Source organism: Microbacterium pasadenense (assembly GCF_047246565.1).
In the GTDB taxonomy this organism is placed as follows: Bacteria; Actinomycetota; Actinomycetes; order Actinomycetales; family Microbacteriaceae; genus Microbacterium.
Genome location: NZ_JBFOKN010000001.1, coordinates 684570 through 709036, shown reverse-complemented (window position 1 = coordinate 709036; position 24467 = coordinate 684570). Strand labels below are relative to the sequence as shown.

The window sequence follows — 24467 nt, the reverse complement described above, 5'->3', positions numbered from 1 at the left end:
GCCCCGCAAATCGAGACGCCGGGCGAGACTGGACGGACACGTCGGGAGCGTCGGAAGGAGTCGCCGTGAGCTACATCAAGGGATACGACCCGGAGACTCTGCGTGAGATCGTCGATCTGCACGAGTGCCGCGAGCGGCTCGACGAGCTGGGCGAACAGCGCAGCCTCGCCGCGATGCTCGAGCGGGTCTGGCTGCTCAAGGTCCTCGACCGCCTCGACGACGCGCTCATCGTGTCGGAGGAGGCGGTGCGCCTCGCGCGCATGGCGGGCACCCGCAAGGACCTGCTGCGCGCCCGCGTGCTGCACGCCACGGTGCAGCAGTTCCGCGGTGCCCACGCCGCCGCGATCCACGAGCTCAACATGTGCGTCGAAGAAGCCGAAGGCCAGGGCTGGGCGGCTCTCGGAGCCTTCGCGTGCCAGCACCGCGGCAAGACCTTCTACGACGCGCGGGACTACGCCTCTGCCCGAGCCGACTTCAAGAAGGCCCTGTTCCTGCGCCAGGAGGCGGGTGCTCCCGAGGAGCAGCTCGAGTCCACTCTCCTCGCGATCGAGGCGGCAGACCGTCGCCGCACCGGTGCCTCCGTCGCCAGCTGAGTGTCGTACATCCGTTCTATCATCCCCGCATGACCGATCTCCTCGACGTCCGCCGCGAGGCGGAGAGCCTGCTCCGTCGCCACCTCGACGACTCGTGGAGCTTCGCGTTCGACAACGCCAAGCGTCGTGCCGGTGCCTGCGACTACACGCGCAAGCGCATCACCCTGTCGCGGTACCTGTCGGCGCGGTATGACGACGCCACCAACCGGCAGACCATCCTGCACGAGATCGCCCACGCACTGGCCGGCCCGCGGACCGGGCACGGCCCGGAGTGGCTGCGGGTCGCCCGCGCGCTCGGCTACACCGGCGGGGTCACGCATCGGGGCGAGACCGCGACGGAGCTCGCGCCGTGGGTCGGTACCTGCCCGGCGGGGCACGTCGCTTACCGGCACCGTCGGGCGACGCGCGCGACCTCCTGCGCGATCTGCGCACCCGCCTTCGACGAACGGCACCTGTTCACGTGGCGTCGCCGCGAGATCACGGCCGCGACACGTCAGTCCGCGCTCACGCCCCGCTGAGATCCGGTCCGTACGCGACCCAGACTCCGTCGCGCAGGACGGGGACGGATGCCACGGCGTCCAGCTGCGCCGCGGCCAGCACCTCGTCGCGAGCGCCCCGCTCGATGAGCTCCTGCCCCGAGCCGCTGGCCGTCAGCAGGTGACGTGCCGCCGCCCGGAGCCCGCGGAACGACTCCGAGGCGGCCGCCGCCTCGGGCGAGCTGTGGTCGATCCCGAGCGCCTCGATGGCGCCCAGCACGGCACCGGCGCCCAGCTGATCCTCGACCGCGAACCGGAGCGACCCCCCGGCCCCATCACCGACGGTCTCGCCGGCGGCGACCACGCTGACACTCGTGCGGGCCCCGCGCCGGGTCTGCTCGGCGAGCACGGCCTGGGCGACGGCGGCCGCGTTCGTGAGCGATCCCAGCAGCACGACGGGTCCCGAGCCGGCGGCATCCGCGACGGCTGCGCCGTTCCGCGAAAGCGCCCGCGCCGACGCGTCGTGCCGCACGGTCTCCCCCACCGCGACGCGCGCCGTGATCGTCGACGAGAAGCGCAGCACGTCCACCACGATCACCACGTCGGCGGGCGCGAGGCGACGGAGCCCTTCGACGCCCCACTCGAAGCGGAGCTGGTAGCGGGACTGGTCGAAGGGGCTCGCGGTCATCCCTCTACGTTACGAGAGCGACCGCCCTCCGTTACGGACGTGGCTCCGCGTTACGGGCGTCGATGACGGGCTTCAGCGCGAGCGCGAGCCGGAGCACGTTGCGGGCGCTGCGCTGCAGCTCGCCGCGCGTGATGCCGCCGTCGCGCGCCAGCGATTCGAGGATCGTGTCGTCCGCCTGATCGGTCGGTCCCGACTCCGTCTTCGTCCCGCCCGGCATGAGCACGTCGACCTGTGCGCGCACGCGGTAGGCGTTGTCCTCGAGCGCCGGGAAGTCCGGGTCGACGGCATCCTCCATCCACCAGTCGGTGATGACGGTGCCGGTGTAGCCCCACTCCTCGCGCAGCACGACCGTCGCCAGGTCGTAGTGGTAGTGCGCCCACACGCCGTTGATCTGGTTGTACGAGGTCATGAGCGTCTTCGGCTTGCCCTCGCGGATGCAGATCTCGAAGCCGCGCAGGTAGATCTCTCGCAGCGCGCGCTCCGAGACGCGAGAGTCGTTGCGCGTGCGGTTGGTCTCCTGGTTGTTCGCCGCGAAGTGCTTCGGGCACGCCGAGACACCCGCCGACTGCACGCCCTGCACGACGGCCGCGGCCACCCGGCCCGTGATGAGCGGGTCCTCGCTGAAGTACTCGAAGTTGCGGCCGCACAGCGGGTCGCGGTGAATGTTCATCCCGGGGCTGAGGAGGACGTCCGAGCCCTTCCGGACCATCTCCTGCCCGTGCAGCGTGGTCAGCTCGCGGACGAGCGCCGTGTTCCACGTCGAGGCGAGGGCCGTCCCCGAGGGAAGGAGCGATGCATACGCCGACAGTCGCAGGCCGCTGGGACCGTCGGTCGTCGTGACCGGCGGCACGCCCTTCTCGCGCAGCGATTCCGAGACCCCGCCGAGGACGCCGGCGTTGCCGGGAGCACCGAGCGGGCTGTGCATCGTCACGTCCCCCCGGGCCAGCAGGGCGAGCTCCTCGTCGCTGAGCTGCGCGACGAAGTCGTCGAGGGATGCCTCTCCCGACGCGACCGCGTCGAGCGTGATCCCGCGGTCGCCGGTCTGCGGCGTCTCCGCCGGCAGACCTTCGGTGACCCGCTCGGCGCGTGCCACGGTCGACATCGGAACATCCTCCTGCGCGGGGACGGCGTTCCCGCCGGCGTCACGGGCCAGCGTCATCCGCGAGAACGGGACGACGGGCGCGGCGATCTCGGTCAGTCGCTGCACGACCCGCAGCTCCGGCACGTCGAACGCGGCGACCTGCGCCGCCGACCGGACGTCGGTGCCGACGTAGACGGGGTACTCCCCCGGCTCGAGCACCCAGCAGCTGCGGTTCCCCGTGACGCCGCCGTCGTCGTACGAGGCCAGGTCGTCGAGGCGGACGTCCAGATCGATCCGCTCGGTCTCGCCGGGCCCGAGGGTTCGGGTCTTCGCGAAGGCCGCGAGATGCCGGGCGGGCTTGCCGAGCGCGCCGTCGGGAGCGCCGGTGTAGACCTGCACGACCTCCTTGCCGTCGACCGCGCCCGTGTTGGTGACGTCGACCGAGAGGCGGAGGGTGCCGGCATCCATCGCCGCCGTGGTCACGACGTCGAAGGCGGTGTAGCTCAGGCCGTGACCGAAGGGGAAGAGCACCCGGTCGCGGGCGAACGTCTCGAAGTACCGGTAGCCGACGAAGACGTCCTCGACGTAGTGGTTGGCGTCGAGGTCGCCGAAGTTGGACGAGCTCGGGTAGTCGGCATACCGGTGCGCGATCGTGTCCGTGAGCTTGCCGCTCGGCGACACGTCGCCCGCCAGCACGTCGGCCACCGCGCGCGCGCCCTCCATGCCGCCCTGCCACGCGTAGAGCACGGCGCCGATGCGGTCGCCGTACCCCTCGAGCCAGGCGAGGTCCATGACGTTTCCGGCGTCGAGGACGACGACCGTGCGGGGGAAGCTCTCGGTCACGGCGTCGAGGAGCGCGCGCTCGTCATCGGTGAGGTAGTAGCTGCCGGCCTCGAGGATGCTCTCGCGGGCTTCGCCGGCGGCGCGACCGATCGCGACGACGGCCGTGTCGGCGCGGGATGCCGCGGCGGCGACGGCCTCGGGAGCCAGCGGCATCTCGGGGAAGTGGTGCGGCCACTCGCCCCAGGTGGCCGCGAAGGTCGGACGGTTCTCCGCCGACCACGAGGCGTACAGGTCGGCGAGCTCGCCGTCGACGGTCACGCCGGCATCGCGCAGGCCCGCGAGCAGGTTCCAGATGTAGGGCACCTTCACGTCGCCGCCCGAGCCATAGCCCACGGCGAACCAGTCGATCTGGACGCGTCCGAACACCGCGACCCGCCGGTCCGCGAGCGGGAGCGTGCCGTCGTTTCGCAGCAGGACGACGCCTTCCGCGGCGGCCTGGCGCGCGACGCGGGCGAGCTCCGGGTCGAGCGTCGGGTCGGTGTCGAGCAGCATCGTGGAGATCTGAGCCACGGACTCGACCGGCGTCAGGGTGTGCGAGCGGTCGCCCGACTCGAGGGCGGGGTCAAGAGGCATGGGAACTCCGGAGATGACGGCGGGGCGCGATGCGCAGGGCGGCTCCCGCGCGCGGAATGACGGCGATGTCGCCGGTACCTCGGGGATGGGAGCGCTCCCAGCCTACCCGCGGCCGCCGCCCGATGCGAGACTTTCGTCCATGCGGATTCTGCTCAAGCTCGTCCTCGACTGCACCCCCGACGCCGCCTGGCGAGCTCTGCACTCGCCGCGCGCGGTCGCCGAGCTCTACGGCCCGCTGCTGGAGATGAGCCCGCTCGACCCGCACCCGGCCACCTCTCTCGAGACCGGCGACGACGTGCCGGTCCAGCTGCGCGCACTCGGCGCCGTCCCGGTCGGACGCCAGCTCATCTCGGTGTCGGAGCGGCACGTCGAGGATGGTCGCGGGCCGGTCCGGATCTTCCGCGACAGCGGCATCCCGCTCACCGGACCGCTGTCGGCGCTGGACGTCTGGGACCATCAGATGGCCGTCAGTGCGGCTCCCGGCGATCCCACCAGGACGCTGTGGCGGGACCGGCTCGTGATCGGCGGCTCCGCGGCGCTCCCGCTGTGGCCGCTGCTCTGGGCGACGTGGCAGTACCGGGCGGTCCGGCTGCGCGCCCTCGCGCCGACATGGTCGTACGAGCCTGAGTCCGACCGCCCGGCGGCCGGACCGGCGACCGCCGAGAACGAGACGGATGCCGACGTCGCGGGCTGAGCGCGACGCGGCATCCGTCCTGTGGAGGTGGCGCGACCGATCGGGATCCCCCGGACCCGTCGCCGACGGGCGGCGCCACCGGCTCAGTCGGCGAGCGCCTCGACGGGTGCGGTGCGCGTCGCGATCCGCGTCGGGGCGACCGCGGCCACCAGCGTGAGCACCGCCGTGGCGACGACGATGACGGCGGCGGGAAGCCACGGGATCGCCGGTGCGACGAAGGTCGGCGACGACCACATCGGCGGGATCGGCACCGAGCCGAGCAGCGACTGCGCACCCACCCAGCCGTACAGCGCTCCGAGCACCAGCCCGAAGACGAGCGCGGTGACCGTGATGTGCGCCGCCTCGATGAGGACCATGCGTCGGATGCCGGCGGAGCTGAGTCCGAGCGCGCGCAGCAGACCGAGCTCGCGACGCCGCTGGACGACGCCGATCGTCAGCAGGTTCACCAGTCCCACGGCGGCGATCACCGCGCTGACGGCGACGAGCGCCATCATCACCCCCGAGAAGGAGTCCATCATCGCGTTGAACGCCTCGTCGACCTCTCCCCCGCCCGAGACGGCGACGAGCGCCTTGACGGATTCCGACGCCACCGCGAACATCACCACCAGCGCGACGCCCATCACGACGCCGATCGCCATGCGGCTGGACCGCTCCGGGTAGCGGACCGCGTTCTCGGCCGCGAGCCGCGCGGCGACGGACTTCCCGAACAGCCGGCCCGTCGCCCGCAAAAGCGGCGGCATGAGGGAGGCGGCGCCGAGAGTCACTCCGGTGAAGGAGAGGAGCCCGCCGACGAAGGCGACCACCACGCCCGCGGGAGTGAGCATGCCGAGCACGATGCCGCCCACCATGAGCGCGCCACCGGCGATGCCGAGCACCAGCGCGCCGACGTTGCGTCCGCGCCGGGCGGAGAGCTCCGCCCGACTCTGCTCGACCGCGCCGCCGAGCGCCTGCAGCGGCGTCACCGTGAGCACCCGCCGCGACCCCGTCCAGGCGGCCGCCCACGTCGTCAGCGCGACCCCGAGAGCGGGGACGAGGAGCACCGGCTGGACGACCGAGAACTCCGTGCTGGCCCCCGCCAGCCGATCGACGAGCGGGAGCGCGGCGGCTGTGCCGGCCGTCCCGAGGACGAGACCGATGAGAGCGCCGATGGCTCCGACGATGAGTCCCTGCCGTGCCACCTCGGATCGCTGCGAGCGCGCCGTCGCCCCGATGAGCCGCATCAGCGCGATCCGGCGAGTCCGTCCCGCGATGATCGTGGCGAACGTGTTCGCGGTGACGATCGCTGCGACGTAGACCGCCACGGCGAGCAGGATCACGCCCAGGATCGCGATCACGAGCGCGAGGGTCTCCGAGCCGCCGTACAGGGGGTTGGCGGTGAGCGCGGCGCCGAGATATCCGGTCGCCGACAGCAGCGCGACGCCGAATGCGGTCGAGATGGCGGCGACGAGGACGGTCGCGCCCATGCCGCGCTCGCGCAGCCATCCGACGCTGGTACGACGGCGCGCGGCGGGCGGCCGCGCCGATCCGGGCGCCGTCGAGACGGGAGCGGCGAGCGCGGTCATGCCGCCACCTCGGCGGCGAGCATGTGCGCCGAGATCTGCTCGGCCGTCTGCGTGGGCTTGTCGGCGACGATGCGCCCGTCGCCGAGGAAGAGGACCCGGTCCGCGTAGGAGGCGGCGATCGGATCGTGGGTGACCATCGCGATGGACTGCCCGTGCTCGCGACTGGCCGTCGCGAGCAGCGCGAGGACCTCGCGTCCGGAGCGCGAGTCGAGGTTTCCGGTCGGTTCGTCGGCGAACAGCAGGTCGGGCGAGGTGGCGAGGGCACGTGCGATCGCGACGCGCTGCTGCTGACCTCCCGACAGCTCGTGCGGCCGGTGGCGCAGCCGCGCGGTGAGCCCGAGCGTCTCGACGAGGCCGTCGATGCGGGAACGCTCGAGCGCGCTCGGACGGCGTCCGTCGAGGTCGAACGGCAGCAGGATGTTGCCGATCGCGTCGAGGGTGGGCACGAGGTTGAACGCCTGGAACACGAACCCCACACGGCGGCGCCGCAGGATGGTGAGGTCGATGTCGCCGAGACCTGTGATCTCGGTGTCACCGATCCAGGCGCGGCCCGACGTCGGGGCATCGAGGCCGGCCATGATGTGCATGAGCGTGGACTTGCCGGACCCGGACGGACCCATGATGGCGGTGAACTCGCCGCGCCGGATGCCCACGGTGACGTCGTCCAGTGCGCGAACGCCGGACTCTCCCGCACCGTAGGTCTTGGTCAGGTTCTGGACACGGGCGGCGAGCCCCATGTCGGTGGTCGTGATCTCCATGCCCTCGACGCTACGGATGCCGCCGGGTCGGCCGCGTCGGCCTCCGGTCGCTGCCGTGTACATCTCCAGGATGATCCCGGAGCGGCAGCCGTCCGCCGTCAGGCGAGACCGTGCTCGAACGCGAAGACCACGAGCTGCACGCGGTCGCGGAGCCCGAGCTTGGCGAGGATGCGGCTGACGTGCGTTTTGACGGTGGCCTCGGAGAGGAACTCGCGGGCGGCGATCTCGCTGTTCGAGAGCCCCCGCGCGGCGAGCGCGAAGATCTCGCGTTCGCGGTCGGTGAGATCCGAGTAGCTGGGCGGGACGGCCCGGGTCGGCTCGTTCAGGGCCGCGAAGAGCTCGCGCGTCGCCGAGGCGGCGATCACGGACGAGCCCGCGTGCACGGTGCGGATCGCCGCCAGCAGGAACTCCGGGTCCGCGTCCTTGAGCAGGAAGCCGCTGGCGCCCTGCTGGATCGCGCGCGCCGCCGCCTCGTCGAGGTCGAACGTCGTCAGCATCACGACCTTCGGCGGGTCGGCATCGGCGAGCAGCGCGGCCGTCGCCGCGAGCCCGTCCATCACCGGCATCCGGATGTCCATCAGCACGACGTCCGGGCGGACCTGACGGACGACCTCGAGAGCCTGCATCCCGTCGGAGGCCTCGCCGACGACCTCCAGGTCGGCCTGCGACGTGATGACCATGCGGATGCCGGCTCGGAACAGCGCCTGGTCGTCGACCAGGACGACACGGATGACGCTCATCGGTCTCCTTCTCGGGGTGCGGCGCCTGCGCCCAGCGGCAGGCTCGCGGTGACGGTGAAGACGGCGCCCTCGGCTCCGGCGTCGAGCCGGCCGCCGATCAGCTGTGCACGCTCGCGCATCCCGATCATGCCGTGGCCGGGCGGCCGCCGGTCGGGATCGCCATCCGTGGCGACCGGGTTGCGGACGGTCAGCTCGACACGGTCGGCGCGCCAGGCGAGCGCCACGTCCACGCCCCCGGCGCGACCGTGACGCAGTGCGTTGGTGAGCGCCTCCTGCAGGATGCGGAAGACGGCGAGCTGCACGGATGCCGGGATTTCCCCCTGCGGGGCGGGGTCGACGTCGACCCGCAGGTCGACACCGGCGGCGCGGACCTGGCCGTACAGCTGCTCGAGGTCGGCGAGGGTCGGCTGGGGACCCTCGGACTGGCTGTGGCGCAGCTGGGTGAGCAGCAGCCGCACGTCCGCCAGCGCGGCGCGCGCCGTCGAGGAGATGGTGCCGAGCGCCGCCGACTGCGCCTCGGGGTCGGCGGCGGCGGCGTAGCGCGCGCCGTCCGCCTGCGCGATGACGACGGCGAGGGAGTGCGCCACGATGTCGTGCATGTCGCGGGCGATGCGGGTGCGCTCCTGCTCGGCGGCCGTCTGGGCTTCGGCGCGGGTCTGCGCGGCCCGGGTGGCGCGGGCGCGCAGGACGCTGCGCATGAGGGCGCCCGAGGTCCAGGCGAGCCCGAGCGCGAACAGCGCGGCGATCAGCACCGCGATCGCCGTGGGGATCTCGGACAGCGCGGCGCCCGTGGTGAGTCCCCAGCGCAGGAGATAGAGGGTGATCGCCGCGGCCCCCACGATCACCGACGCGAATCCCGCCCAGAACACACGGCGCGTGCCGTAGGCGGCGGTGACGTACAGCACGCCGAAGATCGCGACGTCGGCGAACCCGGGCGGTCGCCCGAATCCCATCTGGCTGATCGCGCCGATCCAGGCGAGCAGCAGGGCGAGCCCCGGTGAGAGCCGCCGCACGGCGAGAGCCGCCCCCATGGTCAGGGACAGCAACGTTGCCGAGACGCCGGCGAACGGCATCGTGGGATCGGTGTTCAGCTCGGCGGCGAGCGCGGCGAGCGTGAAAGCCATCGCCGCGAAGACGTCGAAGGCGATCTGCGGCGGGCGGAGGCGGGCGAACACCCTTCGACCGTACGCGGGTGCGCGCGGCGCGGCATCCGCCCGGAGATGTATCCGGCTCAGCCGCGTGCGCCCGGGTCGCGAGGGGGCAGGTATGCCCGCAGGCCGTCGGGGCTCGCCCGCACGCGGAGCCGGAACCCGTCCTTCGAGACCTCTTCCAGCTCGCCGTCGTGGACGAAGAGGTCGGGAGCGCCACCGGGCCGGACCTCGATGCCGAAGTCCCCGTCGACGATGCGCTCGATGTCGGATGCGGGCGGCATGAGCCGCACGGCCCGCAGGACGGCGATCGAGCGCTTCCCGAACGCGAGGGAGGCGATCGCCCGCACCCGCGTGCCGCGGGCGTGGTGAACCCGGACGTCGACGACCGCCTCGGTCAGGGTCGCCCGCTGCATCATCGCCACGCGGTCGGGATCGTTCCGCCCGACCCCCACGAAGACGGACCAGACCTGCGCGCGCCGACCGTTCCGCGCCACCTCGACCCGGTGGGCGCCCTGCAGCGCACGCCACGCGGCGACGGCTCCGCCCCACCACTTGCCGAGGCTCGAGCGGCGTTCGCGCTCGGCGACCAGCTCGGGGTACGCGCCGATCGACACCGCGTTCAGCACGGTGATCGGGGCCCGGTCGTCGACCGACGCCTCGGCGACGGCGACGGATGCCACGCTGCCCGACAGGTAGGCGTCGAGCCCGGCGTCGACGTCCTCGATCCCGAGCGACCTCGCGAAGTGGTTGAACGTCCCGCCCGGCAGGACGAGCAGCGTCAGGTCGTGCTGTCGGGCGAGGTGCGCCGCGCGCGACACGGTGCCGTCGCCGCCGAGCACGCCGAGGACGGTGGGCGGCTGCGGCGAGGCCACCGCTGCGGCGACGACCTCGTCGATCGATTCGCCCTTCGTGAGCTCCCGCACGGTGGCCGCCGGGAGGCGGCGGCGCACGTCGGGCACACGATCGGGACGCCCCAGCGATGCGCCGGAGCGGCTGTTGGCGAGGACGAGGACGCCGGTACCGTCGGAGGGGTTGTCGGGCATCCCTCGAGGCTACGGGCGGAGACCGCACCGCCCCACCTCTTGACAGCGATGCCGGGCGAGACGGGTCAAACCGGCGTGATCGGCCGGTGCTCGAAGAACGACTGCAGCACGACGGTGGTCCGCGTGTTGACCGACGCCGCGGAGCGGATGTCGCGGATGAGACGCTCCAGCTCGCGCGGCGACGCCACCCGCACGAACAGCATGTACGCGGCGTCTCCCGCGATCGAGTGGCACGCCTCGATCTCATCGAGGTGGGCGATCAGCTCGGGGGCGTTGTCGGGCTGGCCGGGGTCGAGCGGGGTGATCTCGACGAACGCGGCGAGCGGCTTGCCGACCGCTTCGGGGTCGATGATCGCGTGATACCCCGAGATCACGCCACGCGCCTCGAGCCGCCGCACCCGCGCCTGCGTCGCCGAGACCGAGAGGCCGGTGATGGCGGACAGCTCGGCGAGCGTCGCCCGCGCGTTGAGCGAGAGCTCAGCGACGAGCGCCGTGTCCACCGCGTCACTGAACGCAGAACCGCCCGTCGCATCGTCGTTCGCCACGTTCCGACGGTAGCGCACCGGGCGAGAGCGGCGATTCGTTCTGTCAGAGCGCTGTTCGACAGGAAGATTTCCCGTACAATCGTCGCTCAGCCCGCTTCGATGCCGATAGGAGGTTCACCATGAGCACCGTCACCACCCCGCAGACGATCATCGGAATGCCCGAGGTCGTCGAAGACGCCGGCCTCGCGACGGACTCCTCCGCCTGGCGCCTCCTCAGGGATGCCGCCACCGCCCTGCAGCCGCTGCAGGCGGCAGACGGCTCCGTCCCCGATCCCGCGGACCACGGCGCCGCCCGCGCACACGTCGATGCGATCATCGCCGGCATCCGCGCCCTCTCGCCCGCCTTCCGGCACGACGAGGAGTACCTGCGCGCGAGCGTCCTCGATTTCGAGCGGTGGGCCGACTCGGGATTCACCGTGCCCGACTTCCTGGACTCGCTCGTCGCCTTCCAGCCGCAGAAGCACCGTGTCGACGGCCTCCGTCACCTCGTGGTGTTCCCGATGTACACCCAGAACGGGTCTCGCGAGCGGAAGGTCGAGGCTGTCCTCGCCGAGGTGATCTGGCCCGAGTTCATCCAGGAGGTCGAGGCCACCTACTCGAACCGCCTGTTCGTCTCGCTCCGCCTGCTGGACTTCACACCCGGATACGACTCGAACTCGGCGGTCCTGTTCCCCGAGACCGTCGCCATGCGCGAGATCCCCACCTTCACGTGGGGGGCGATCTTCCAGGACCGCGAGGCGGCGCGGTACCGGCGCGTCGTGCGCGCGGCCTCCGAGATCACCCGCCTCGAGCTGCCCGAGGCCGCGGCCCGGCTCCTCGACGACCAGCAGCTGACCGAGAAGTCGTTCGTCCTGTGGGACCTCATCCACGACCGCACCCACATGCGCGGGGACCTGCCCTTCGATCCGTTCATGATCAAGCAGCGGATGCCGTTCTTCCTCTACTCGCTCGAGGAGCTGCGCTGCGATCTGACCGCGTTCCGGGAGTGCGTCGCGATCGAGCGGTCGCTCGCGGCGCGGCGGGACCTGTCGCGCGTCGAGGCCGAGACCCTCGAGCAGGCCGGCCTGGTGCAGTACGCGGTGATCTTCGACCGGATCTTCCGGTTCGCGATCACCGGCACGCGCGTCCGCAACTATGACGGACTCGGTGGCCAGCTGCTGTTCGCCTGGCTCCATCGCCACGGCGTGCTGCACTGGACCGACACGTCGCTCGCGTTCGAGTGGGACCGCGTGCCCGATGCCGTCGTCGCCCTCGCCGACGCGATCGACCGACTGTACTGGGAGTCGATCGACCGCCCGAAGGTGGCGCACTGGCTCGCCGCGTACGACCTGGTCCGCGAGACGGTCACCCCGCACCCCGCGTCGCGCTGGGCGCGCGGCCTGCCCGACGAGATCCTCGCGGGACCGCCGAAGGGGTACACCGACGCCGTGCTGGACGACGAGTTCCCGCTGTCGATGTTCTTCGAGGCGCTGGAGAGGAAGATGCGTCCGGTGATCGCCTCGACGAGCGGCATCCGCAGCACGGACACCTGACGGGGGCGGGGGACGGCCGGGGCGGGCGGGCTGGGGGTCAGTCCGCTCCGGCCGAGCCGCCGGCGACCTCGCGGGAGGATGCCGGGTATGCGTCGGGCGCCGGGACCTCGTCCTCCGCGCGCTTGGTCTCGGGCGCCGTCGAGTAGGCCGACGACAGCGTCCGGTACGAGCGGGTCAGGAAGGCGCCGAGCGCCGCCAGCACCATGACGATGCCGCCGACGAGGAAGATCATCGCGATGCCGCGCGCCTCGCCCTCTCCGAGCAGCCAGGCCCACCGAGCCTCGCCCTCGTCGGACCGCAGATAGGGGATGACCCAGAACTCCGCGATCGGCGCGATCGCGAACGACGTGATCGGGGCGGCGGAGACCTCCAGCGCTGTCGCGGCCCCGAAGACGCGGCCTTGCCGCTCGTAGGGGACGACCTTCTGGATGACCGTCTGCTCGGCCGCCTCGACGACCGGGATGAGCGTCATGTACGCCCAGATCCCGAGCGCGTAGAGCCACCACCATTCGCGGATGGTGAAGACGGCGCCGAGCGCGCCCATGACGATGACGCCGAGCAGCAGGGTGCGGATCGGATTGCGGCCGAGGCCCTTCGCCGCGACGATCGCACCGCCGATGAGGAAGCCGGTCGCGGTCACGGCCAGCACGACGCCCCAGATCTTCACGTCGAACAGCGTCAGACCGTACGGATCCATCAGGGCCATGTACAGCCCGCCGATGAGGTTGTTGAAGGTCGAGAACAGGATGAGCGCGAACAGTCCCGGGACGACGCGGATCGCCGCCGCCGCCCCCCGGATGTCGATGATCTTCGACCCCGGCGACGGCTCGGGCGGTTCCTCGGGGATGCGCAGCGCGAGCAGATGGACGATGGGCAGCGCCGTGAGGACGATCGCGATCACGAGGGTCCAGCCCATGCCGAGCACGCCGATCGCGAAGCCGGACAGCACGCTCGTGACGATGAAGGCGAGCCCCTGCACGGTGCCGACCATCCCGTTGGCATTCGCGTGGCGCTCGGTCGGGACGAGCAGCGTCACGGTCGTCGAGAGCGCGATGTTCCGGAGGTTCTCGATCACCGCGCCCGCCAGGATGATCGACGAGAACAGCCAGAACCAGGGCGCGCCCAGATCGAGCAGCCGCGACTCGGGCTGGGACAGGTAGATCGCGCCGGCGAGCAGGAACGCCACCAGGGTGACGAGGCCGGACACGATCATGACGGCGTGCTTGCGGAAACGGTCGACGAGGGTGCCGAACACCATCCCGAACACCGCGAGCAGGAGCATGTAGGCGCCGCCGATGATGCCGGTCGCGAGGACGGATCTCGTCTCGAGGTAGACCCAGAACGTCAGGGCGAACCAGAGGAAGCTCGTCGTGATGTTCGCGACGGCGGTGTTCACGAGGACGTGAAGGAAGGTCCGCATGCCGTTCGGCGGCGTGGTGCGCGGTGCAGCGGTCGAACTCGACGTGGCGTCGGTCATGCGACCGAGGGTACGACCCGCGTCCGACACCGACAATGACCCATCCGGATGCATGCGCCGCCTCTTCACCACGGCGGTGCCTGAGACATGGTCCACGGACGAGTGCTCCCCCGGCGAATAGGGTGGGGAGGTGACGACGCTCCACGACCCGACGGTCCGCTCCTTCGCCTCCGACAACTACTCCGGCGTGCACCCCGACGTGCTCGCCGCGATCACCGCCGCCAACGACGGCCACCAGGTCGCCTACGGCGAGGACGTGTACACGGCCCGGCTCCAGGAGGTGTTCGCCGGGCACTTCGGCGACGGTGTCGAGGCGTTCCCCGTCTTCAACGGCACGGGCGCGAACGTCACCGGCCTGCAGTCGATGCTCCCCCGGTGGGGCGCCGTCGTCTCGGCATCCACCGCGCACATCAATGTGGACGAGGGCGGCGCTCCGGAGCGGGTCGCCGGCATCAAGATCCTGAACGTGCCGACCGAGGACGGCAAGCTGACGCCCGACCTCGTCGACCTCGAGGCATGGGGCTGGGGCGACGAGCACCGTGCGCAGCCGCTCGTGGTCTCGATCACGCAGTCGACCGAGCTCGGCACCCTGTACACGCCCGACGAGATCCGCGCCCTCGCCGACCACGCGCACGCGCGCGGCATGTTCCTGCACCTCGACGGCGCCCGCATCGCGAACGCGGCCGCGGCGCTCGACCTGCCGCTGCGCGCCTTCACCCGCGACGTCGGCGTCGACGTCCTCAGCTTCGGCGGGACCAAGAACGGCGCGCTCGGCGCCGAGGCCATCGTGGTCCTCGACCCGGCGGCATCCGTCGGCCTGCAGTACCTCCGCAAGCTCAACATGCAGCTGGCGTCGAAGATGCGGTTCGTGTCGGCGCAGCTCATCGCCCTGCTCGAGGACGACCTCTATCTGCGCAACGCGCGGCACGCGAACGCCATGGCGCAGCGCCTTCGCGGCGCGGTCGAGGCGGGCATCGCGGACGGCTCGATCCGCGGCGTCGCCTTCTCGCAGCCGACGCAGTCCAACGGGGTCTTCGCCACCCTCCCCGACGGCGTCGCCGACGCCCTCCGGACGAGCTTCCGCTTCTACGACTGGGACGCCGCGAAGAACGAGGTCCGCTGGATGTGCGCGTTCGACACGAGCGAGGCGGACGTCGACGCCTTCGTCGCCGAGCTCTCCCGACTCACCTGATCAGACCCCGGCGGGCTCGCCCTCCGACTCGACGACCGGCTGCTCGGTCCCGGCCGGAGCAGCGCCGGCGTCGAGGCGCATGAGCTCCCGCACCTCGGCCATGAGGCTCGTGAGCTGGTGCTGCTGCCAGCGCAGGGCACGCGTCCGGTCCTCCGCGTCGCGGAGCACCGACTGCGAGTGGGAGGTGACGGTGTCGATGATCTTCTGCGCCTTGGTGCGCGCTCGCTCGAGCGTCTCCCGCGAACGAGCCGCGGCATCCGCCTCGATCTGCTGGGCCTGAGCGCGCATCAGCCGATCGAAGTCGTCGGCCTTCGCCGCAACCCTCTGCGCGTGCTCCAGCGACGCGGTGACCTGTTCGTTGGCGTCCTGGGTGATGCGCTCGGCGTGAGCGACCGCCTGATTGTGGAGCACGAGGAACTCCTGCTGCGCGTCGTCCTGGCGGCGCGTGAGCGACTCCTCGAACTCCAGCGCACGCACGCGCAGCTCGCGGACGGTCTCCTCCGCCTCCGCGCGCATGAGCTCGGACTCACGGGCGGTCATCGTCCGGAGGGCAGCGGCGCCCTTCTCGGCCTCGGTGCGGATCGCGGCGGCCTCCTGCTCCGCCTGCGCGACCTTCTCGGCCGCGTGCGCCCGCTCGCGACCCAGCTGCGACTCGTGCGCCGTCAGCTCGGTGTCGATGCGCAGCCGAGCCTGCTGGGCGTCGTGGTCGGCGCGGGCCACGATCGCGGCGGCGTCCGCCTGCGCCTCGGTGCGACGGTTCGCGATCTCCTGGTGCGCGGCCTCGAGCAGGCGGTCCGCCTGGATGCTGGCGTTCTTGATGAGGACGCCGGCCTGCTCCTCGGCGACGTGCAGCACCTCCTCGAAGCGCTGCCGACCCGCGGAGTCGCCGCCGGCGTCGAGCAACTCGTCGCTGAGCGTCTGCACACGGTCGACGGCCGTGGCGGCCTCCGCCGTCACGAGAGCGAGCTGCTCCTCGAGCTCGGCGACGCGCCGCGCATCCGCCGACGCCGCCGTCGTGGCGCGGTGATGCGCATCCTTGAGCTGGGCGATCTCGTCGGCCTGGACAGCCTGCTGACGCGTCAGGACCGCGACCGCGGCATCCACCTCTTCCTTGTCGTACCCGCGGAAGGAGGTCGCGAACGAGGACTCGGCGGGAGCGGAACCGCTGCTGATCAGCTGATCGAACGGCGAGGGGGTGTCGGTGGGATGCTGATCGGTCACGCGGGTCTCCGGGTTCGTCGCACAGCCGCGCGGGAGGGCCGCGACGTCGGCGGGCCGGCTGACGTCGCGAGGAGGACGCGACCGAGGAATGCCGGTGCGGGCACACCGGTGAGATGAGACTAGTGGTTCCGCGGCACCGGCACGACGGGTCCGGTGCCGGTGGTCAGCGCAGCGCGCCGACGGATGCCAGGGCGAGGCGCAGCAGCGTCGACCGGCCGCCCTCCATCTCGGCGGCGAGCGCATCGGACGACGCCTCCTCGGGTGACATCCACGTCACCTCCAGGGCGTCCTGACGCGGCTCGCAGGTTCCGGTCACGGGGACGACGAAGGCGAGCGAGACCGCATGCTGACGGTCGTCGTGGAAGGCGCTGACGCCGGGGATGGGGAAGTACTCCGCCACGGTGAAGGGCACCGGCTGGGGCGGCAGCAACGGGAACGCCATCGGTCCGAGATCGTTCTCGAGGTGACGGAAGAGGGCGTCGCGCACCGTCTCGCCGTACCGCACGCGTCCCGACACGATCGTGCGGGTGATCTCGCCCATCGGGGTCGCCCGCAGCAGCACGCCCACCTCGGTCACCGACCCCATGCCGTCCGTCCGCACCGGGATCGCCTCGACATACAGCATCGGCATCCGGCGTCGCACCTCGGCCAGCTCGACATCGGTCAGCCACGCCGGGTTGCTCGTCCCGCCGGCGCCGGCGTCGCCCCCGCCGGCGCTCCGGTGATACGAGGAGCCCAGATCACGCAGCGGATCCCGCGGGGTCTCGTCGTCGTCGCGATCGTTCGGTTCAGGATCGGGGGTGCGGACGGCCATGCCTCCATGTATACCCGAGCGGATGCCGCAGCACCGCGGGACCCGGGGAGCCGGCACCCCTGACGGTGACGGAACGCTGGGGCAGGATGGGTGCCATGACCGTCCTCGATCCCGACGTCGCCCTCTGGTCCGCGCCCGAGTCCGAGCGAGCCGGACGGCCGCTCCTGGTCATGCTGCACGGCTACGGGTCCACCGAGGAGGACCTGTTCGGGCTGACGCCGCACCTTCCCGACGCGTTCGTCGTGGCATCCGTCCGGGCGCCGTTCGCGCCGCGCTTCCCGCTGCCCGGGCACTCGTGGTTCACGATCGACGGCGTGCAGAGCCGCGACCCCGCCGAGGTGCGCGCCTCGACGGGTGCCGTGCTCGAGTGGCTCGATGCGGTGCGCGGCGATGCGCCGCTGATCGGCCTGCTGGGGTTCTCGCAGGGCGGAGTGATCGCGCTGGAGGCGCTCCGCACCCGGCCGGCCGACATCGCCTTCGCCGTGAACCTCGCCGGATACGCCTTCCCCGAACCGCTGCCGACCGACGCCGATCTCGCCGAGGCGAGACCTCCCGTGTTCTGGGGGCGCGGCGCGCGGGACGAGGTCGTCTCGCCGCGCTTCGTCGAGCACACCGCGCAGTGGCTCCCCGACCACGTCGAGCTCAGCGGCCGGGTCTACCCCGACCTCGCCCACGCCGTCTCGGCGGAGGAGCTGCACGACGTGAGGGTCTTCCTCGAGAAGCAGCTGACGCCGAAAGGCGCCTGACGCGGGCGGTCAGGCGAACGGCGCCGCGGCGACGACCGTGACCTCGAGCTCGCGCCCGTTCGGCGCCGTGTAGCGGACCGTGTCGCCCACGTGATGGCCGAGGAGCGCACCGCCGAGCGGCGACTCCGGCGAGTAGACGTCGAGCTCCGTATCGCCGACCGTCTGGAACAGGGCACGCTCGCCGAGCAGGAACGTCTCGGCCTGGTCGTCGCCCGCGAAGCGGACCGTCACCGTCATCCCCGGTTCCACGAGGCCGTCGTCGGGCTTGGCGCCCGTCTCCGCGCGGCGGATGAGGTCGCGCACCTCGACCAGTCGCGGCGCCGCTTCCTCCTGGGGCGCCGCCTCGAGACGCGCGAGCTCCTCCTGCAGGGCGGCGAGCGCGGCTTCGGTCATCCAGATCTCAGAGCGGTTGTCGGACATGGCTGCTCCTCCCGACGGGGGTGGGTAAAACCTCGAGCCTAGCCCGGACGCGCGGTGTCGCCTCCTCCGACGCTGCGGATGCTCAACGGTCCCGGGCGGCGAGTGCGACGAGCAGCGCGGCCCGACCGCGGGCTTCGAGCGGGCTCAGGCCGGTCAGCGCCTCGATCCTGTCGACGCGCTTGCGCACCGTGTTGACGTGGACGAAGAGGTCCTCAGCGGCGAGCTGAACCGAGCCGTCATGGTGGCAGAGTCGCTCGAGGGTCGCCACCAGCGTCGTCCGGTGACGAGCGTCGTAGTCGCGCAGCGGGGCGAGGACGCGATCCCGGAACGGGGTGAGCTGCTCAGGCGTCAGCCGCTCGATCAGCCCTTCCCACGTGGCCAGATCGCGGGGGCCGCGGGCGCTCCTGTCCTTCGCCGCGAGCCGGGCCGCCGCCACGGCCTCCCGCAGCGCGCCGGGCAGACCCGGAAGTTCGATGGGGCCGCTCCAGCCGACGTCCGGGCCGAGCAGCTCGCTCGGCGGTTCCGGCGTGATCCCGGCGGCGACGAGGGCGATCGACATCCCCGAGGTCGTACCCACCACCGCGGCACCGGGGGGACGGATGACTCTGCCACGAGCGGCGACCACCCACATCGAGGCGGCCCGGCCGAGTCCGGTCGTCACCGCGTCGCGGAGCACAATCGGACTCGCGTGACCGCGACGGACCATGTCCAGCAGCGATCCGGTCGCCTCCCGTGCGAGCTCTTCGGCATCGTGTCGCTGTTGCTCCACCGCGATGCGCTGCGTGATCTCGACGAAAGCGACGTCGGCGGGCACCGAGAGCACCGCGATGCCCCGCGCGTTCGCCGTGGCGACGAGGGCCGGTGGGACGGGTCCGGGGACGACCCCGAGCGCATATCCGATCGCGGCCGGCCTCGTCGGGCTGACGGCGTCGACGAAGCGCTGCTGACTCGTCGGGTCGCGCATGGAGATCCCCGACGTGAGCACGAGCTCGCCGCCGCGGAGGTAGGGAGCGGGGTCGAGGAGATCGGTGGGCAGCGCCCAACGGACGGCGCGGTCGAGTCCGACGGCCCGGCCCGCCAGCTCCATGCGGGGATGCTCCCACGACAGCAGATCAGCGACCCGCAGCACGTCGGGGTCGGCCGTTCCGATGTCGCCGCCGCCGCTCATCCGGCCACGATAGGACGGTCCTGTTTCCCCGCCGTGTCGCGACGGTTTCGCCGCAGTGGAGGTTTCCACACCGATGGTGCGCCACCTCTGTGACCGCCTCCACTCCTCGGGGCCGCGCAATGGAACGGAAACAATCCGGGGCTGTGATGGCAAGCACTCGGAAAGGAGCGCCATGACCCCGACCTCACCGGCAACCGAGCCGGCTCAGACCACGGCACACATCGACCGCGACTACCCGCTCACCCGCGTCCCGCGTGGAGCCCGAAAGGGATGGTTCGCCATCCTGGTCGTCGTCGCCGGCTTCATCTTCTTCACGCCGACGATGGTGACGGGCGGACAGGTCGCCGGCGCCTTCGGCTTCTCGGCCTTCCTCGGGCTGTCCATGCTCGCCTCCCTCATCCTCGCGTTCTACGTCGCGACCCTCGGCGCTGCGAGCGCGCGCACCGGCCTGTCGACCGTCCTCATGGCGCGCCTGGCACTCGGTCGGGTGGGCGGAAAGTGGGCGTCTCTGGTCCTGGGCGGCACCCAGATCGGCTGGTACGGCATCACGGTGGGCATCTTCGCCGACCTGCTGGCATCGGCGCTGGGGTGGGAGGTGTCGTGGCCGCTCGCGATCTTCGGCGGTCTGCTCATGGCGACCACCGCGTACTGGGGCTTCAAGGGGATCGAGATCCTCTCGTGGGTCTCGGTGCCGCTGATGTTCGCCCTCTGCGTGTGGATCACCGTCACCTCCGTCGACGAGGTCGGCGGCTGGGGAGAGATGCTCGGCACGACCGGTGACGGGTCGGTGCCCGTGGGGCTCGCCCTCACCCTGATGATCGGCACGTTCATCTCCGGCGGGACCCAGATCGGCAACTGGACGCGCTTCGCGACGAGCGCGCGCACGGCCTTCCTCGTCTGCTTCGGCGTGCTCATCGTCATCGAGACCTCGATGCTCGTGTTCGGCGGCGTCGGCGCCATCGCCTTCGGCGAGGCCGACTTCACGGCCCTGCTGTTCACAATGGGGCTCGCCATCATCGGCGTCCTCATGCTCACCTTCAACCTCTGGACGACGAACGACAACGCCGCGTACGCCTTCGGGGTCGCGGGCGCCGAACTGCTCGACAAGAACGACAAGCGGCCGTTCGTGGTCGGCGGCGTCGTTGTCGGGATCATCCTCGCCGCCAGCGGTGTCGCCGATGCGATCAGCGGCTTCCTCATCACCCTCGGCACCGTCATCCCGCCCTTGGGCGGCGTCATCATCGGCACCTTCCTGTTCGTCTGGAAGGGACGCGATCCCGGCACGGATGTCACCCGCGTCGGTGCCGTCATCTGGCCCGGCGTCGCGGGCTACCTGCTCGGCACGGCGGCCGCGGCATTCGGTGCCGTCACCGGCATCGGCAGCCCCGCCGTCCAGGGCGTCCTGGTCGCCATCGTGGCCACGCCGATCTGCCACCTGATCGCCCGTGCGCTGCGCCCGACGGTCGACATGGTCGAACCGGCAGCGGAGGAATCCGAGCCGGTGTCGTACGTCCCGACCTCGACGGGAGTCTGAGCATGACGCGCACCCTCATCCGCGGCGCCCAGGTGATCACGATGGATACCGCCACCGGATCGACCCCCACCCGCCTCGACCTGCGCATCGCCGACGGCGCGTTCACGGAGATCGGCCCGAACCTCGCAGCGCTGCCGGGCGAGGAGGTGATCGACGGCACGGACACGCTCGTCACTCCCGGCTTCGTCAACGCGCACACCCATTCGTGGGAGTACCTCTACAAGGGCCGCTACGACAACATGCCGCTCGAACTGTGGATGCTGTACGCGTACCCGATCCTGGGGGGCGGGCGGACGAGCCCGGATCTGATCCGGCTGCGCACCCTCATGTTCGCGATGGAGTCGATGAAGAACGGGGTGACGACCCTCATCGACGACGTGCTCGAGACCCCGGGGCAGGACCTCGACCAGCTCGCCGCGGTGACCGGCGCGTACGCGGACATCGGCATCCGCGCCAACGTCTCGGGCCACGTCATCAACCGCCCGTTCGTCGACACGGTGCCGTTCGTCACGGACTGGCTGCCGGACGAGCTGGTCCGGCGCGTCCGCGCCGAACCGACGCTGACGGCCGAGGGATACCTCGACTACTCCCGTCAGGCGTTCGCCCGCCATCACGACACCGCGAACGGCCGCATCCGTTACATGCTCGCGCCGTCAGGCCCGCAGCGGTGCACCGATGATCTGCTCGTGGGCGCAACGGAGCTGGCAGCCGAATTCGACGCCGAGGTGCACATCCACGTCCTCGAGACGAAGACCCAGGCGGTGACGGGCGACGAGCTGTACGGCGGGCGCACGCTCGTGCAGCATCTGGATGAACTCGGTGCGATGAGCCCGCGGACCACCTTCGCGCACGGCATCTGGGTGACGGATGAGGACATCGAGCGCATCTCGCGGCACGGCGTCTCGGTGTCGCACAACGCGATCTCCAACCTGAAGCTCGGGTCGGGAATCCTGCCGTGGCGGGCGTACCAGGACGCCGGTGTGAACCTCGGGCTCGGCACCGACGGCTGCTCCTCCAGCGACACGCCGCGGCTGATGGAGGTCATGAAGACCGCGGCGCTCCTCCACAAGGTGACCGAACCCGACCACACCCGCTGGTCGACGGTCGACGAAGTGCTGCGCGCGGCCACGATCGGCGGGGCGCGCAGCGGCGTGCTGGACGGATCCATCGGCTCCATCGAGGTCGGCAAGCGGGCGGATCTCGTGATGTTCGACACCGAGACGCTCGCCTTCCTGCCCACGAACCGGCTCGAGAACCACCTGGTGTACAGCGAGAACGGCTCGTCCATCGTGCGGGTCATGGTCGACGGCGTCACGACCGTCGAGGACGGCCGCCTCACACAGATCGACGAGAACGCGGTGATCGCCGCCTTCCGCGCCGAGATGCCGGGCATCCGGGAGGAGCAGGACCGGCTCGATCGCGTGAACGACGCGTTCGCCCCGGCGTTCGCCCGCATGTACGAGGAGGCCTCCGGCCGATCGACCCCCGTGAACCGCTGGACCGGCGACGAGAACAGGTGGGTCCGGCAGCACGCCTGAACAGCACCGAGCGGTCGTGCGCCGTCCCGGGTCGCCGGGGCGGCGCACGCGTCGCCGGTCCGGCGGCCCTGGCATCCGTCCTCGTGGCCCGCTAGCATGGCGGAGTCCTGTCCCGAGTGTGAGGAAGAGCCGTTGAAGGCATTCGACGCGATCGCGCTGTGATCCCGCGCTGAGCCGTCGACCCTCTCCGAGGACGATTCCGACGGTCCGCCCGGTGATCCGTTCACCGACCAGCGCGGACCGTCGCCTCCTCGCCCGCTGTGCTCGCGTCCGTCGCCGCACGGCACGGCCGCATCGATCGCTGCGGACCGGACGGCGGAGCACGCGTCCGCGCACCCTGACGACAGGGAGGCGCTCATGCCCACCACCCTCGTACCCGCGGTCGTCCTCGACCGCCTCACCTTCACCTGGCCGGACGGCACCGCCGCGCTGCGGGACGTCACCGGAGCCTTCGGCGCCGGCCGGACCGGTCTCGTCGGTCGCAACGGCTCCGGCAAGTCCACACTGTTGCGGCTCATCGCCGGCACGCTCGAACCGACGTCCGGGGCGATCACCCGCGCCGGACGGGTCGACCTGCTCCCGCAGCAGCTGACGCTCGACACGGATCGACGGATCGCCGACGTGCTCGGCATCGCCGCGGTGCTCGACGCCGTCCGAGCGATCGAACGCGGCGACGTCCACGAGCGGCACTTCGACACGGTCGGCGACGACTGGGACATCGAGGCGCGCGCCACGGCGGCGCTCGCCGAAGCCGGCCTGCCGCCGGGCGCCCTCGACCGGCGCGTGGGAGAGCTGTCCGGCGGCGAAGCGGTGCTGGCCGCCCTCGTCGGGGTCCGGCTCCGCGGATCCGACATCGCCCTGCTCGACGAGCCGACGAACAACCTCGACCGCGACGCGCGCCGGGGCGTGCACGAGCTCGTCGCCTCCTGGCGGGGCACGCTGATCGTGGTCAGTCACGACACGACCCTGCTCGACAAGATGGACGACACCGCCGAGCTGTACGGCAGCGAGCTCTCCGTGTTCGGCGGGCCGTACGCCGCGTGGCAGGCGTGGCTCGACGCCGAGCAGGCCGCCGCCGCGCAGGCCGAGACGGCGGCGCGGCAGGCGCTGCGCCGCGAGAAGCGCGACCGGGAGCAGGTCGAGTCGATGCTCGCCACCCGCAAGGCGATCGGGGCGAAGGCGTCGGCGCAGAAGCGCGAGCCGGGAATCATCATGAACGCCAAGAAGCGCGCCGCGCAGGTCTCCGCCGGACGGGTCCGCGGCGAGGCGATCGAGAAGGTGGATGCCGCTCGCGCTGCTCTCGACGCGGCCGGGCACCGCGTGCGCGACGACCGCTCGGTGCGGATCGACCTGCCCGACCCGGGCGTCGCGGCAGGGCGCCGCATCGCCACGCTCGGCGACGCAGACCGCTCGTGGACCGTGCAGGGCCCCGAACGGGTCGCCCTCATCGGGCCGAACGGAGCGGGCAAGACGACGCTGGTGGAGCGACTGGTCGACCCGGCCGGCACGTTCCCCGGTCGATCGGCCACCGCGGGCACCGCAGCGCGCGGCGACGGCGCGTTCGCCCTGGACGGCGTTCGCGCCGAGGCGCACACCGACCGGATCGGCTACCTGTCGCAGCGGGTGGACGGGCTCGACGACGGGGCGTCCGTGCTGGCGACCATCCGGGCGGCGGCGCCCGGCGTCGGCGACGTGGAGCTGCGGAACCGGCTCGCCCGCTTCCTCGTCCGCGGCGATGCGGTGGGGCGTCCGGTCTCGGCGCTGTCCGGCGGGGAACGGTTCCGCGTCGCGCTGGCACGCGTCCTCCTCGCCGACCCGCCGCCGCAGCTGCTCGTGCTCGACGAGCCGACCAACAACCTCGACCTCGACACCGTCGACCAGCTCGTGGCGGCGATCGGCGCGTATCGCGGCGCCGTCCTGGTGGTCAGCCACGACGACGGCTTCCTGCAGCGGGTGGAACCGGACCTGACGCTGGAGCTGCGGGACGGCGTGCTGGTCGAGAGATGAGATCGCGTCCTGCGCCACCGAGGGCCCCTGTCGCAAGGGCCTCCGCGATGTCGGAGGCCCTTGCGACAATG

General features: G+C 71.7%; 22 protein-coding genes. 9 read left to right on the top strand and 13 right to left on the bottom strand.

Features of this window, described 5'->3' with window-relative positions; translation table 11 throughout:
• Positions 1–65 precede the first annotated feature (65 nt).
• Both AB3M83_RS03295 and AB3M83_RS03290 read left to right on the top strand, forming a co-directional pair.
• A complete protein-coding gene (locus AB3M83_RS03295) occupies positions 66–593 on the top strand; it encodes a hypothetical protein (protein ID WP_412945093.1) in 528 nt (175 codons plus the stop codon).
• A 29-nt stretch (positions 594–622) separates the two neighbouring features.
• Positions 623–1111, top strand: a complete 489-nt coding sequence (locus AB3M83_RS03290; protein ID WP_412945091.1) for a SprT-like domain-containing protein — start codon at positions 623–625, stop codon at positions 1109–1111.
• Here AB3M83_RS03290 and AB3M83_RS03285 read toward each other — a convergent pair.
• Both AB3M83_RS03285 and AB3M83_RS03280 read right to left on the bottom strand, forming a co-directional pair.
• Positions 1098–1757 (bottom strand): 2-phosphosulfolactate phosphatase, encoded by a 660-nt coding sequence (locus AB3M83_RS03285; RefSeq protein WP_412945089.1) that lies wholly within the window; start codon positions 1755–1757, stop codon positions 1098–1100. The two genes, AB3M83_RS03290 and AB3M83_RS03285, sit on opposite strands and share 14 nt — an antisense overlap.
• Before the next feature lie 31 nt (positions 1758–1788).
• Positions 1789–4254 carry a glycoside hydrolase family 3 protein gene (locus tag AB3M83_RS03280; protein ID WP_412945087.1) on the bottom strand — a complete coding sequence of 822 codons (2466 nt, stop codon included), beginning with the start codon at positions 4252–4254 and terminating at the stop codon, positions 1789–1791.
• A 139-nt stretch (positions 4255–4393) separates the two neighbouring features.
• Between AB3M83_RS03280 and AB3M83_RS03275 the strand changes: the two genes are divergently transcribed.
• The gene (locus AB3M83_RS03275) at positions 4394–4948 is read left to right on the top strand and encodes a hypothetical protein (RefSeq protein WP_412945084.1); all 555 of its coding nucleotides are present in this window, start codon (positions 4394–4396) and stop codon (positions 4946–4948) included.
• Positions 4949–5031: 83 nt separating this feature from the next.
• Here the strand turns inward: AB3M83_RS03275 and AB3M83_RS03270 are convergent, their stop codons facing one another.
• From AB3M83_RS03270 to AB3M83_RS03245, 6 genes are all read right to left on the bottom strand, one after another.
• A complete protein-coding gene (locus AB3M83_RS03270) occupies positions 5032–6510 on the bottom strand; it encodes an ABC transporter permease (protein ID WP_412945083.1) in 1479 nt (492 codons plus the stop codon).
• On the bottom strand, positions 6507–7268 hold the full coding sequence (locus AB3M83_RS03265; RefSeq protein WP_412945080.1) for an ABC transporter ATP-binding protein: 762 nt from the start codon (positions 7266–7268) through the stop codon (positions 6507–6509). Before AB3M83_RS03265 ends, AB3M83_RS03270 begins: the two co-directional genes overlap by 4 nt.
• 98 nt (positions 7269–7366) lie before the next feature.
• Positions 7367–8008 carry a response regulator gene (locus AB3M83_RS03260; RefSeq protein ID WP_412945078.1) on the bottom strand — a complete coding sequence of 214 codons (642 nt, stop codon included), beginning with the start codon at positions 8006–8008 and terminating at the stop codon, positions 7367–7369.
• On the bottom strand, positions 8005–9183 hold the full coding sequence (locus AB3M83_RS03255; RefSeq protein WP_412945076.1) for a histidine kinase: 1179 nt from the start codon (positions 9181–9183) through the stop codon (positions 8005–8007). The genes AB3M83_RS03260 and AB3M83_RS03255 overlap by 4 nt, the downstream gene beginning before the upstream one ends.
• Positions 9184–9239: 56 nt before the next feature.
• Positions 9240–10202 (bottom strand): diacylglycerol/lipid kinase family protein, encoded by a 963-nt coding sequence (locus AB3M83_RS03250; protein ID WP_412945073.1) that lies wholly within the window; start codon positions 10200–10202, stop codon positions 9240–9242.
• A gap of 65 nt (positions 10203–10267) precedes the next feature.
• Positions 10268–10747, bottom strand: coding sequence for an Lrp/AsnC family transcriptional regulator (locus tag AB3M83_RS03245; RefSeq protein WP_412945072.1), 480 nt, complete (start codon positions 10745–10747; stop codon positions 10268–10270).
• A 119-nt stretch (positions 10748–10866) separates the two neighbouring features.
• Between AB3M83_RS03245 and AB3M83_RS03240 the strand changes: the two genes are divergently transcribed.
• Positions 10867–12279, top strand: a complete 1413-nt coding sequence (locus AB3M83_RS03240; protein ID WP_412945070.1) for a DUF6421 family protein — start codon at positions 10867–10869, stop codon at positions 12277–12279.
• A 37-nt stretch (positions 12280–12316) separates the two neighbouring features.
• On the opposite strand, the gene AB3M83_RS03235 is transcribed toward AB3M83_RS03240, so the two are convergent.
• Positions 12317–13756, bottom strand: a complete 1440-nt coding sequence (locus tag AB3M83_RS03235) for an MFS transporter (protein ID WP_412945068.1) — start codon at positions 13754–13756, stop codon at positions 12317–12319.
• A 130-nt stretch (positions 13757–13886) separates the two neighbouring features.
• On the opposite strand from AB3M83_RS03235, the gene AB3M83_RS03230 reads away from it, so the two are divergent.
• Positions 13887–14948 (top strand): threonine aldolase family protein, encoded by a 1062-nt coding sequence (locus AB3M83_RS03230; RefSeq protein WP_412945066.1) that lies wholly within the window; start codon positions 13887–13889, stop codon positions 14946–14948.
• Here AB3M83_RS03230 and AB3M83_RS03225 read toward each other — a convergent pair whose 3' ends face one another.
• Positions 14949–16169, bottom strand: a complete 1221-nt coding sequence (locus tag AB3M83_RS03225) for a coiled-coil domain-containing protein (RefSeq protein WP_412945064.1) — start codon at positions 16167–16169, stop codon at positions 14949–14951.
• Positions 16170–16332: 163 nt separating this feature from the next.
• On the bottom strand, positions 16333–16983 hold the full coding sequence (locus AB3M83_RS03220) for an NUDIX hydrolase family protein (protein WP_412945063.1): 651 nt from the start codon (positions 16981–16983) through the stop codon (positions 16333–16335).
• A gap of 86 nt (positions 16984–17069) precedes the next feature.
• Here AB3M83_RS03220 and AB3M83_RS03215 point away from each other — a divergent pair, with 86 nt between their 5' ends.
• Positions 17070–17729 (top strand): alpha/beta hydrolase, encoded by a 660-nt coding sequence (locus tag AB3M83_RS03215; protein ID WP_412945061.1) that lies wholly within the window; start codon positions 17070–17072, stop codon positions 17727–17729.
• Between the two features lie 9 nt (positions 17730–17738).
• Here AB3M83_RS03215 and AB3M83_RS03210 read toward each other — a convergent pair whose 3' ends face one another.
• Together AB3M83_RS03210 and AB3M83_RS03205 are read right to left on the bottom strand one after the other, a co-directional pair.
• Complete coding sequence (locus AB3M83_RS03210; protein ID WP_412945059.1) at positions 17739–18149, bottom strand: GreA/GreB family elongation factor; 411 nt, start codon at positions 18147–18149, stop codon at positions 17739–17741.
• 82 nt (positions 18150–18231) lie between these two features.
• Entirely contained in the window at positions 18232–19317 is a 1086-nt protein-coding gene (locus tag AB3M83_RS03205) for a PucR family transcriptional regulator (protein WP_412945057.1), read from the bottom strand.
• A gap of 172 nt (positions 19318–19489) precedes the next feature.
• Between AB3M83_RS03205 and codB the strand changes: the two genes are divergently transcribed.
• The 3 genes from codB to AB3M83_RS03190 all read left to right on the top strand — a co-directional run bounded on the left by codB (position 19490) and on the right by AB3M83_RS03190 (position 24396).
• Entirely contained in the window at positions 19490–20851 is a 1362-nt protein-coding gene (codB, locus tag AB3M83_RS03200) for a cytosine permease (protein ID WP_412945055.1), read from the top strand.
• A gap of 2 nt (positions 20852–20853) precedes the next feature.
• Complete coding sequence (locus AB3M83_RS03195; RefSeq protein WP_412945052.1) at positions 20854–22389, top strand: amidohydrolase family protein; 1536 nt, start codon at positions 20854–20856, stop codon at positions 22387–22389.
• A gap of 357 nt (positions 22390–22746) precedes the next feature.
• A complete protein-coding gene (locus AB3M83_RS03190; protein ID WP_412945050.1) occupies positions 22747–24396 on the top strand; it encodes an ABC-F family ATP-binding cassette domain-containing protein in 1650 nt (549 codons plus the stop codon).
• The last annotated feature ends 71 nt before the right edge of the window (positions 24397–24467 follow it).